The sequence below is a fragment of the Actinomadura kijaniata NBRC 14229 genome (genome assembly GCF_001552175.1).
Taxonomy (GTDB): domain Bacteria; phylum Actinomycetota; class Actinomycetes; order Streptosporangiales; family Streptosporangiaceae; genus Spirillospora; species Spirillospora kijaniata.
Genome location: NZ_BCQR01000057.1, coordinates 48,273 through 58,485 on the forward strand (window position 1 = coordinate 48,273; position 10,213 = coordinate 58,485).

The window sequence follows — 10,213 nt, forward strand, 5'->3', positions numbered from 1 at the left end:
ACATTGCCCATCGGCTCGCTGCGCTCGCGGGTCAGCCCAGACGGCGCCGCGCCCCTTCAGCGTGCTCACACTGTGCTCCCCGCACGTTTGGGGGGCGCCGAGAAGGCGCCCCTTCAGCGTGCTCACGCCACCCCCGCCAGGGCCTCGCGGCGGAGGCGGGCGGCCAGGCGGAGCTGCTCGGCGGTCTCGGCGAGGTCCTCCGACGGCTCCAGGACGCCCTCGGCCAGTGCGAGGGCGGTCTCGACCGAGTCCACGCCGCCCAGGTCGTCGCGGACCGACCGGCCCAGCGCCCCGGTCGCGCCGCAGGCGCGGGCCTCGGCGCGGCAGAAGAACGCCATCTCGCAGCTCGACATGCACTCGGGCGCGTACCGGGCCTCCACGGTGCGCACCGCCTCCTCCAGGGCCTCGCCCAGGTCGAAGGTGATCTCCTCGGGGAGCTGCGCCACGATCGTGTCGACGCGGGTGAGGCGGGCGAGCTGCCGCTCCAGCACCGCCAGCTGCGGGCGGATGTCGACCGGGGTGGCGGTGGGCCGGTTGGAGAAGTTCTCCGGGCACACCAGGAACACCTCGTGCGCCACCTTCTCGACCGGGTCGTGGCCCAGCTCGGCGACCAGCCGCCGCAGCGCCAGCACGTACACCGCCGACTGCCGCGCGGCCGCGGCCACCTGGTCCGCCTCGGCCTGCCCGTCGATCACCGCGAACGACTTGATCTCCACGATGTGGAACCGCCCGCCGAGCTGGAACGCGATCACGTCGGGCTCCAGGTAGGCGGGGCGCCCGGCGATGTCCAGCCGCAGCAGCGGATGGTCGAACAGCGTGCCCTCGCCGGTCTCCAGCGCGCGCTGGACCAGCTTGCGGGTACGGGCGTGCCGCACCTCGCGGCCCTCGTTGTCGCCGACCGCCCCGAGGTCGTCGTAGGCGACCTCGGGCACCTCCAGGCCGAGCCGGTCGCGCAGCAGGGTCAGCAGCTCGGCACACCCGTCGGCCTTGACCTGCGCCTCGAACGTGTTCCCCCGGGTGATCGCGAACTGCGACTGGCCGAACGGCACGCCGAAGCCCAGATGGCGGGCGACGGCGTCCTTGTCGACCCCGGCGGCGTCCATCACGCCCCGCCGGGCGCAGCCCGGATTGGCGGTCAGCGCGGCGATGGTGCGGGCGTCGTGGTTGCGCGGGGCGGCCACCCCGCGCAGCCGGTCCAGGTCCGGCGCGGTCATGCTCATCGGTCGTCTTCTCCGTCGGTGGTGCCGGTGGCGCTGCGCATGGCGCGCAGCCGGGCGCCGAACAGCCGCCCGGCGTCGTCGAGCTGCGCGCGGGCGCGGTCGGCGGCGCGTCTGCGCTGCCGCCGGTCGGTCTCGGCGTGCACGTCGAGTTCCGCGCGGGCGGCCGCGATGAGCGCCCCCGGCTCGACTGTACCGACCGCACCGGTGGCAGCACCGGGAATGTTGGCCGCGAAACGCCACAAGAGTCGCTGAACGTCCGGAGAGTCGGGACGGCGCTCGGCGTGCTCGGCGATCCGGATCGCGGCGGTGAGGAAGTCGGTGCGGGCGCTGAGCGGCCCGGAGATCCGCTGCTCCAGCGGCCAGGTGCTCACGGTGAGCAGCCCGCGGGCCGGTGCCAGCAGGTCGGCGGTGAGTGCCGCGCACAGGTAGTAGGGGCGGGCGTAGGGGGCGCTGCGGAACGAGCGTTCCTCGTCGCGGCGCAGGCTCGTCAGCCGCGCGGCGGGGAGCTGCCCCGGCAGGAACGCCGCGTACACCGACGCGATCAGCTTGGGCGCCGCGGGCGCGCCGATCAGCGTCAACGCCTGGTGGACCCGCTCGCGCACCGGCACCAGCCCGCGCGGCACGGCGGCGCGCGGCGGGGGAGGGGGCGCGGGGCGCTCGCCGGAAGGCGCGTCGTCCGCGGTCTCGTCAGGCGCCGGTTCGCCGAGCGCGGTGTCGCCGAGCGCGGTGTCGCCGAGCGCGGTGTCGCCGAGCACGGCCTCGTCCCAGGCCCCCTCGGCGGCGCGCAGCTCGGCGCGGTGCGCGCGGGCGGCCTGCCGGTCCCCGGCCGCCATCGCCCGGCGCACGGCGGTGCGCAGCTCGGCGATGCGAGCCTCGAGCTCCTCCGGGGAGGGGGCTCCGGGTGACGAAGGCATGACGGAGAGGGTACCGCAGCTTCCTGAAACTTCCAGCTTTTTCCAGTTTTGGTGCGGGGATGGTGTCGGGTTTGCCCGCCGTTGCGCCGCCCGGGGCATGGGTGGGATTGCGACGCGATCCGGGGGAGGAGCAGCATTGGCCACCGCACGCGACATCATGACCTCCGGCGTCGAGGGCGTCGGCGCCGACGACACGCTGTCCGCCGCCGCGCGGAAGATGCGCGACCTGGACGTGGGAGCGCTGCCGGTCCTGGGGCCGGACGGGCGGCTGCGCGGCGTCGTCACCGACCGCGACATCGTGCTCCGGGCCGTCGCCGAGGGCCGCGACGCCGAGCGGACGACGGCCGGGGAGGTGGCCGGGCCCGACCTGCACACCGTCGCCGCCGGGGACGACGCCGAGACGGTGGTGCGCACCATGGGCGAGCACCAGGTCCGGCGCGTCCCGGTGCTGGACGGCGACCGCCTCGTCGGCATGATCAGCGAGGCCGACCTGGCGCGGCACCTGCCCGACGAGCTGATCGCCCGGTTCGTCGAGCGGGTCTACGCCCCGTGACCGGCTGGTCGGGGTGACGGCCGGTCAGGAACGCGGGTCGCGGCGCAGCACGTGGTCGTCCGGGACCTCCACCAGGACGATCCGGACACCGTCGGGATCCTCGATCCACATCTCGACCAGTCCCCACGGCTCCGGCCGCGGCTCGCGGGTGACCGTCACCCCGGCCGCGGCGAGCCGCCGGTGCTCGGCCCGCACGTCGCGCACCTGCAACCAGAGCATCGGCGACGATCCGGCGCGCCCCGCGCCGTGCCCCGACACCTCCAGGAACCCCGAGCCGAGGAAGAACACCAGCCCCGGATCGTCCGGCGGGCCGAACTCCCGGTACACCGCCAGCCCCAGCACGTCGCGGTAGAAGCGGCGGCTGCGCTCCGGATCGGCCGGGCGCAGCAGGATCCGGCTGCTCAGCACTTCCATCGGTGTCCCTCCGTGACTCGTGTCCCACCCTCTTCCTGTCCGGGGCCGCGCTCTTCCGAACGTTCCGTCCGCGTGCCAGCCTGGGGACGTGATCGAGATGACGGGTGCGCGGGTCTGGATGATCCGGCACGGCCAGAGCGAGTCGAACGCCGGACTGCCCACCAACGGCCCCGGGGCCGCGCCGCTCACCGCGCGCGGCCGGGCCGAGGCCGCCCGGGTCGCCGCCGCCCTCACCGGCCCGCCCGCGCTGGTCGTCGCCTCGCCGTTCGTGCGGGCCCGGCAGACCGCGCTGCCCACGCGGGAGCGGTTCCCCGACGTCCCCTACGAGGAGTGGCCCGTCCAGGAGTTCACCTACCTGGGGAGGCTGCACGGCCCGCAGACCACCAACGCGCAGCGGCGGCCGTTCGCCGAGGCGTACTGGGACCGCGCCGACCCCCGCCACGTCGAGGGCGGGGACGGCGAGTCGTTCCAGGGCCTCATCGACCGGGCGCGGGCGTTCCTGGACCGCGCGGCCGGGCTGCCCGGGCCGGTCGCGGTGTTCACGCACGGGCTGTTCATGAAGGCCGTGACCTGGACGCTCACGACGGGGATCACCGAACCGGACGCGGCGGCGATGCGGGCGTTCCGCCGCCACGTCGACGTCACCGTGGTCCCCAACGGCTCGGCGATCGAGCTGCGGCCGCACGGCCCGGACACGTTCGGCGTGGTGGCCGGCGCGACCGGGCACCTGGGGGCGGCCGAGCCGGAGCAGGACCCGGGCCGCCCGGTGTTCGCGGACTGACGCCTCAGGACTCGAAGCTGGCGAAGTAGTTGGCGGCCATGTCCTCCTCGCCGTGGCCGCTCTCGACGGCGCGCCGCAGCCGCTCGCCGGTCGCCTCGTTCAGGTCCGCCCGGACCCCCGCCGCCGCGGCGGCCTCGCCGATGAGGCGGGTGTCCTTGCGGGCGTTGCGGGCGGTGAAGCTCGGCGTGAAGTCGCCGTCGGCGATCGCCCTCATCTTCGCCTGGAGGTACGGGCTGTCCAGGGGGCCGCCGGTGACGACCTCGGCGAACAGCGCCGGATCGACGCCGAGCCCCTTGGCCAGCCCCAGCGTCTCCCCGACGAGCCCGGTCATCGAGATCGCGTAACTGACGGCGACCAGCTTGAGCCGCTGCGCCGCCCCGCCCGCGCCGTCGGTGTCCAGCCACAGCGTCCGGCGCCCGACCGCCCCGAACACCGGCTCCAGGGGCGCGCGCACGCTCTCCGGACCGGCCGCGAGCACGACCAGCTGCCCCTGCTCGGCGGGCTGCCGGGTGCCCTGCACCGGCGCGTCCACGAACGTGACGCCGTGCTCGGCGGCGAGCTTGGCCATGGGCCCGACGGCTTCCAGCCCGACCGTGCTCATCTGCGCCCAGACCTGCCCGGAACGCAGCGCGGAGGCGGCGTCGTCCATGACGGCGAGCACGGTGCCGCCGTCGTCGAGCATCGTGATGACGACGTCGGCGTCCGCGACGGCCTCGGCGGGCGTCGCGGCGACGGTCGCGCCGTCGGCGGCCAGGGGCTCGGCGCGTTCCCGGGTGCGGTTCCACACGGTGACGTCGAGCCCGGCCCGCAGGAGGTTGCGGGCCATGGCGGCTCCCATGATGCCGGTGCCCAACAGTGCGACGGAGGTCATCGTCGACTCCAATTCTTGACTATTCGTTACAGATAACGGCACGGGTCAGGCCGGGGGCGCGTCCAGGACGCGCAGCGCGGTGTCCACCACGGTGGTCAGGCGCCGCCGGTCGGCGCCGGCCTTGCCCTGCACGCGCAGCCCCTGGACGGTCGTCACCAGGAAGTCGGCCAGCGCGGCCACGTCGGCGTCGGGCGGCAGCTCGCCGCGGGCGCGACCGCGGCGCAGCGCCGCGGTCACCGCGTCGGTGAGACGGTCGAGCGCGCCGCCGACGACGCGTCCCGCCGCCGGGTCGCGGGGAAGCCGCTCCACGGCGGTGTTGGTGATGAGGCAGCCGCGCCGCGCCGGGTCGGCGACGGTCTCCTCGACCATGCCCACCAGCAGGTCCCGCAGGACGACGCGGACCGGCCCGTCGCCGTCCAGCCGCTCGGCGGCCCCGCCGACCGAGCGTTCCGCGTACCGGGCGAGGGCGGCCTCGTACAGGCCGTCCTTGCTGCCGAACGCCGCGTACAGCGAGCCGCGCCCGACGCCGGTCGCCTCGACCAGGTCCTGGATCGAGGTGGCCTCGTAGCCGCGGCTCCAGAACACCTGCATCGCGGCCTCGACCGCCGCGTCGGTGTCGAACTCCCGGGTGCGTGCCATGGCTCGACCCTAGGTTATCTGTAACGAGCGGTCAAGATTGGTCAGCCGTAGGCGGGGCTGTCCTCGGCCGGGGCCGCGTACGGGGCGGGGAAGACCTCCAGGGTGCGGTCCAGGTTCGCCGACCACCAGGCCACCAGCCCGGCCGCCCCGGCGGAGCCGCGGTCGCCGCCCGTCCCGCCCGCCGGGTCGTCGCCGAGGTAGCGGTGCCGCAGCGGGCGGACGTCGCACAACCGCTCCCACCACTCGCGGTGGACCGCCCCCTGGATCTGCCCGGCGTCCAGGGGGAACGCGGCGCGGTGGCCGCGCACGAAGGACTGCACCCGCTCCAGGTCCAGGCCCCGGTCGTCCTCGAACGTGAACAGCGCGACCGCCGCGCGCACCAGCTCCCCGGCGACCGGGCCGGTCGTCAGCGAGTCCCAGCCCAGCACGGCGGTGACGTTGCCGGAGCCGCCGTAGCGCAGGCAGCCCGGACCGAACGAGCCGTGCAGGTGCCCGACCGTACTGACGTCCAGCTCCGGGGGACGGAAGTCGGCGTACTCGTCCAGCAGCGCGCGCCGCTCCCGAAGACGCCGTCCGGTGAGCGCGGCGAAGTCGGTCCCGTCGTCGGGCACCGAGTCCAGCAACGCGTCGACCGCCTCGGCCGCGTCGGCCGCGCGCGGCGTCGGCACCAGCATGCTCTGCTGCACCGGGGGAGTGCAGGCGTCCAGTTCGGCGTGGAGACGGCCGAGCAGCTCGCCGAGCGCCTCGCACTGCCCGTACGTCAGCTCCAGGCCGCCGCGCCGCCGCCCCGACACCCACGAGTACAGGACGAAGCCGTGGCCGCCGGCCGTGACCAGGGTCCTGCCGGTGCGCGCCGGAACCGGCGCCAGCACCGGCAGGCCCGCCGCGTCGAGCGCGGCGGTCACCTCGTGCTGGAACAGGAGCCGCCGCCGGTCCGGTCTCGGGTACTCCGCCAGAAGGAACGGGCCGTCGCCGGAGTCCACCCGCCAGCAACGGCGGTCACGGCCCTCCGCCACCGGCCCGGACACCCGGGCCTCGGCCAGATCCCACCGCCGGGGCAGCCGGGACGGTGTCGGGTCGGTGTCGCAAGCGCTCTGGGAGGTCGGCACCTCAGCACCTCGGGGCCTCGACGGACAGTGGTCGAACGGATGTTCTCACACGACGCTACCGCCCGAGGCGGGTCCGATGGAAGGAACCGCCGCGCCCGCCGGTCACATCTCGCGCAACAGGTCGCGCATGAAGTCCACGGTCAGGTCGGGCCGGGAGGCGGTGACGCACAGATTGTTCATCGCCTGCATGTAGATGTCGACGTCGCTCGCCTTGTCCAGGTACAGCGCGCTGGTGAGCTGCTCCAGATAGACCACGTCCGAAAGGCCCGGCTCGGCGAACCGCAGGATCGTGAACGGCCCGCCCGCCGCCGCGTGGCCGCCCGCGCCGAACCGCACCACCTGCAGCGTCACGTTCGTCAGCTCGGTCATCGCGATGAGGTGCTCCAGCTGGCGGCGCATCACCGCCGGGCCGCCGAGCGGACGGCGCAGCACGCCCTCGTCCACCACGGCCCACAGCGTCGGCGCGCCCCGCTGGGTGAACCGCTCCTGGCGCGTCATCCGGACCTGCACCCGCCGCTCGGTCTCCTCGTCCGTGGCGTCGGGGTAGCCCAGGCGCACCACGGCCTGCGCGTACTCCTCGGTCTGCAACAGGCCCGGAACGAACTGCACCTCGTAGGCGCGCAGCAGCGACGCCGCCTCCTCCAGCCCGAGATAGGTCTCGAACCAGCTCGGCAGCACGTCGCCGTACTGGTGCCACCAGCCGGGCGTGTTGGCCTCGCGGGCGAGTTCCAGCAGCGGCGCGCGTTCGGCCGGGTCGGTCACCCCGTACAGCGTCAGCAGGTCGGCGACGTCGCGTTCCTTGAACCCGACGCGGCCGAGCTCCATCCGGCTGATCTTGGAGTGCGAACCGCGGATCTCGTACCCGGCCTCCTCGGTGGAGATGCCGCGCGCCTCGCGCAGCCGCCGCAACTGCGAACCCAGCAGGATGCGCAGCACGGTGGGGCCGCCGCGCCGCGGATAGTCGATCACACGACCGACCTGGGGCCCGCCCTCGGGCGGCGGGGTCGGGGCAGCGGATTGACGGGACAAGCGGTCACCAGCCAGTCGACGGTTGGAAACGCGGGCGGAAGTGTTACCCGCCACATCGTAGAGGATCAGCATCCAGATTTGGGATGGGTGAAAATCCCCGCAGCAGGTCCGGGGGCGGGACGGTGACGAAGCTCTCGTCTGCCGCGGTGAACTTCGGGAAAGCCGTGACGGTCCTTATATATGGGGACGGATGTGTCCTGCGACGGCACACCCCGTTCCCGGACCGAACAGTCATCGCGTCTGTGGGGAACGCCATGAACTCGACCCGTCGTGAAGTGCCGGAAGTGCGATTCCTGACCTCGGGTGAGGTGACGGACACGGATCGGAACGAGGCCGAACGCGCCGTCCGTGCCGCTCTGGCCGACATTCCCGGTGAGATCGACACCGTCCAGGTCACCCTGACCCTGCTGGCGGACTCGTCACTTCCGCGCCCGGCCCTGGCGCAGGCGGTCGTCGCCGTCGACGGCCATCGGCTCCGCGCCCAGGCGGCGGCCCCGGCCCTGCCCGAGGCCATCGACCTGCTGCGGAACCGCCTCTCCCTCCGCGCCTCTTACCTGCGGGCCAGCTAATCCTTTCCTCCCAGAGGGAAATTCCGCACCACCGGTCACAAAGGTCCGGCGGCGCCGCAGCGCGCCGCCGGAAAACCGGTTGCCCGGCCGATCGGCGTTCGGCCACGGTGACCGGGATGAGAACGCACCAGATCCGCGCCCGGTACGACCGCGACTCCATCACCGTCTACCAGGCGTTCCGTCCGGAGATCGCCGACGCCGCCTGCGCGGCGGGCCGCTTCGTACCGCCTTTCTCACGGGAGCGGATGACCTGGATCAAACCGTCGTTCCTGTGGCTGATGGCCCGTAGCAACTGGGCCCGCAAACCCGGCCAGGAACGCATCCTCGCGGTCCGCATCACCCGCGCCGGATGGGAGGAGGCCCTGAGCCTGGCCGTCCCGACCCACCCGGACCGGCGGGTGTTCCGCGACAGCGACGAGTGGCGCCGGCGCTTCGCCGAGTCCGTCGTCCACGTCCAGTGGGACCCCGAACGCACCCTGCGCGGCGCGAAACTCGAAGACCGCAGCATCCAGATCGGACTGAGCCGCCACGTCATCAACCGCTACGCGGACGAATGGACGTTGGAGATCGAGGACCGCACCCCGCTGGTCCGCAAGATCCATCGCCTCCTCCAGGAAGGCAGGACGCGCCAAGCCCGAGACCTCCTCCCCGAAGAACGCCTCTATCCCCTCCCCGCCCACCTGGCCAACGGAATAGGCGCGGACTGACACTCCCCACCCGCGTCCGACACGTTCAAACGCTCCCCATGACGTTCGCCACCCAACCGAACGAGCCTCTTCCGTCGCTACCGGAAGCCTCAGAAGAGATCCCAGCGGGCCATTCAGCGGCGCGATCCACCTGACGCTCCAAACGCGCACCGCCCAAGAACAGAACGCCACCGAACTCCTGTTCCCAAGCCCATCCGCGCAGGTGAGCGAAGAGACCCCGGGCAGTGCGCCGCCCAGACGAACGGTTTCCCGCATTCGGTCGGACGACCCCCGCCCACCCCCAAGAATCCGTCCCATCAATGAGCCGGCTGTAGCGGACCCGGACACCGACGGCAACGCAACGAAGGCCGCGAAGCACTCGGGCCATAACCAGAGCGACCGCTAACAGCACCTCGACCCAACGGCGCCCATCGGCCCGGACCTACGAGCCCAGGCCGACTCCGGTATCCGGCCACGACAAACGGCTGGCCAGCCGAAGCGCATGACAACGCCGCCCCCACGCGGCGAGGGAAACCCACACCCATGAGCAATTGTCATCCGGCGAATCGTGGACGCCTCACAGAGTCCGAAGCCATTGATCAAGCGTTGCGAAGTCCTCGTCGGAGAGTCCCCGGAACGCCTCCACGCGATGGAGGAGAGCCCGGCCGCGATGGTGCGCGGACACCCAGGCCCGATCGGCGTCGGTGATCTCGTCGTCGACCCATGCGAACGGGCGTCCGGCCGCCCAGCTCACCAGGGTCCGGGTCTTCCAGTGGAGCCCGAACCACCGATCCTCGTGTTCATGCTCGACGGATGGCTCCGGCCAGTTCACCACGGGCAGCCGTGGCAGCCCGATGAGGGCTGCTATCTCGTCGTTGGCAGCGTCTTCCCAGGTGGTGGCCCAGACGAGTTCGCACGGCAACGCCGCCAGCCGACGGCCCACCTCCGGGACGAGCCGCGCCAGGCGAGAACCCACCGCGGTAGCCCGTGGACCCCGCCGCGGGTCCTCGCCGAACGGGAGCAGCGGCCCATCGACATCGAGGAAGAGCAGCGGGCGCTGCATGCAGCCGGTCATGCGACGCTGACCTCATCACGCGCGCCGAGCACGCCGCATCCGAAGCGGGCTCCAGTACACACCAACGCGACCATGTACGGGGCGTTAGCCCAGATGGACTCGATGAGCTTGAACGCCATGGCCAAACCAGCGGTTCGTGAACCGGGCCTCGTCGTGGCCCTGGTGCGATGCCGCCAGCTGATGAAGGTCGACTCGACGGGGTCGGCCGTACGCGGGCGGATCCAACGCTCGACGGCAGAACTGCCGAAGGCTGGCAACTCATCTCGAGCGCAGGCCACCGCGACCTCCGTGCCCGCCTTCAACGTGTGGTCCTTGTCCTCTGCGTTGCAGAACCCCACCAGCGCCTCGGTGCC

General features: G+C 72.9%; 12 protein-coding genes and 1 pseudogene. 4 read left to right on the forward strand and 9 right to left on the reverse strand.

Features of this window, described 5'->3' with window-relative positions; all coding sequences use genetic code 11:
• Nucleotides 1-122: 122 nt before the first annotated feature.
• A complete protein-coding gene (locus tag AKI01S_RS19065) occupies nt 123-1,220 on the reverse strand; it encodes a hypothetical protein (RefSeq protein WP_067819280.1) in 1,098 nt (365 codons plus the stop codon).
• Nucleotides 1,217-2,134 carry a hypothetical protein gene (locus tag AKI01S_RS19070; protein WP_067819283.1) on the reverse strand — a complete coding sequence of 306 codons (918 nt, stop codon included), beginning with the start codon at nt 2,132-2,134 and terminating at the stop codon, nt 1,217-1,219. The genes AKI01S_RS19065 and AKI01S_RS19070 overlap by 4 nt, the downstream gene beginning before the upstream one ends.
• Before the next feature lie 136 nt (nt 2,135-2,270).
• Between AKI01S_RS19070 and AKI01S_RS19075 the strand changes: the two genes are divergently transcribed.
• Nucleotides 2,271-2,687, forward strand: coding sequence for a CBS domain-containing protein (locus tag AKI01S_RS19075; protein ID WP_067819286.1), 417 nt, complete (start codon nt 2,271-2,273; stop codon nt 2,685-2,687).
• Between the two features lie 24 nt (nt 2,688-2,711).
• On the opposite strand, the gene AKI01S_RS19080 is transcribed toward AKI01S_RS19075, so the two are convergent.
• Nucleotides 2,712-3,101 carry a VOC family protein gene (locus tag AKI01S_RS19080; protein WP_067819289.1) on the reverse strand — a complete coding sequence of 130 codons (390 nt, stop codon included), beginning with the start codon at nt 3,099-3,101 and terminating at the stop codon, nt 2,712-2,714.
• 97 nt (nt 3,102-3,198) lie between these two features.
• On the opposite strand from AKI01S_RS19080, the gene AKI01S_RS19085 reads away from it, so the two are divergent.
• Nucleotides 3,199-3,882 (forward strand): histidine phosphatase family protein, encoded by a 684-nt coding sequence (locus AKI01S_RS19085; protein WP_067819330.1) that lies wholly within the window; start codon nt 3,199-3,201, stop codon nt 3,880-3,882.
• A 4-nt stretch (nt 3,883-3,886) separates the two neighbouring features.
• On the opposite strand, the gene AKI01S_RS19090 is transcribed toward AKI01S_RS19085, so the two are convergent.
• The 4 genes from AKI01S_RS19090 to AKI01S_RS19105 all read right to left on the reverse strand — a co-directional run bounded on the left by AKI01S_RS19090 (nt 3,887) and on the right by AKI01S_RS19105 (nt 7,470).
• A complete protein-coding gene (locus tag AKI01S_RS19090) occupies nt 3,887-4,753 on the reverse strand; it encodes an NAD(P)-dependent oxidoreductase (protein WP_067819291.1) in 867 nt (288 codons plus the stop codon).
• 45 nt (nt 4,754-4,798) lie between these two features.
• Entirely contained in the window at nt 4,799-5,392 is a 594-nt protein-coding gene (locus AKI01S_RS19095; protein ID WP_067819294.1) for a TetR/AcrR family transcriptional regulator, read from the reverse strand.
• 41 nt (nt 5,393-5,433) lie between these two features.
• Nucleotides 5,434-6,501 carry a phosphotransferase enzyme family protein gene (locus AKI01S_RS19100; protein ID WP_067819297.1) on the reverse strand — a complete coding sequence of 356 codons (1,068 nt, stop codon included), beginning with the start codon at nt 6,499-6,501 and terminating at the stop codon, nt 5,434-5,436.
• Between the two features lie 102 nt (nt 6,502-6,603).
• Complete coding sequence (locus AKI01S_RS19105; protein ID WP_067819300.1) at nt 6,604-7,470, reverse strand: Sco1979 family transcriptional regulator; 867 nt, start codon at nt 7,468-7,470, stop codon at nt 6,604-6,606.
• Nucleotides 7,471-7,838: 368 nt separating this feature from the next.
• Between AKI01S_RS19105 and AKI01S_RS19110 the strand changes: the two genes are divergently transcribed.
• Together AKI01S_RS19110 and AKI01S_RS19115 are read left to right on the forward strand one after the other, a co-directional pair.
• Entirely contained in the window at nt 7,839-8,099 is a 261-nt protein-coding gene (locus tag AKI01S_RS19110; protein WP_245681693.1) for a YjbH domain-containing protein, read from the forward strand.
• A gap of 116 nt (nt 8,100-8,215) precedes the next feature.
• Nucleotides 8,216-8,806 (forward strand): DUF4291 domain-containing protein, encoded by a 591-nt coding sequence (locus AKI01S_RS19115; RefSeq protein WP_067819306.1) that lies wholly within the window; start codon nt 8,216-8,218, stop codon nt 8,804-8,806.
• Between the two features lie 556 nt (nt 8,807-9,362).
• On the opposite strand, the gene AKI01S_RS19120 is transcribed toward AKI01S_RS19115, so the two are convergent.
• The gene (locus AKI01S_RS19120; RefSeq protein ID WP_067819309.1) at nt 9,363-9,860 is read right to left on the reverse strand and encodes an HAD domain-containing protein; all 498 of its coding nucleotides are present in this window, start codon (nt 9,858-9,860) and stop codon (nt 9,363-9,365) included.
• Nucleotides 9,857-10,213, reverse strand: a pseudogene (locus tag AKI01S_RS51760) (IS256 family transposase); the annotation flags it as partial. The gene AKI01S_RS19120 and the pseudogene AKI01S_RS51760, both read right to left, overlap by 4 nt.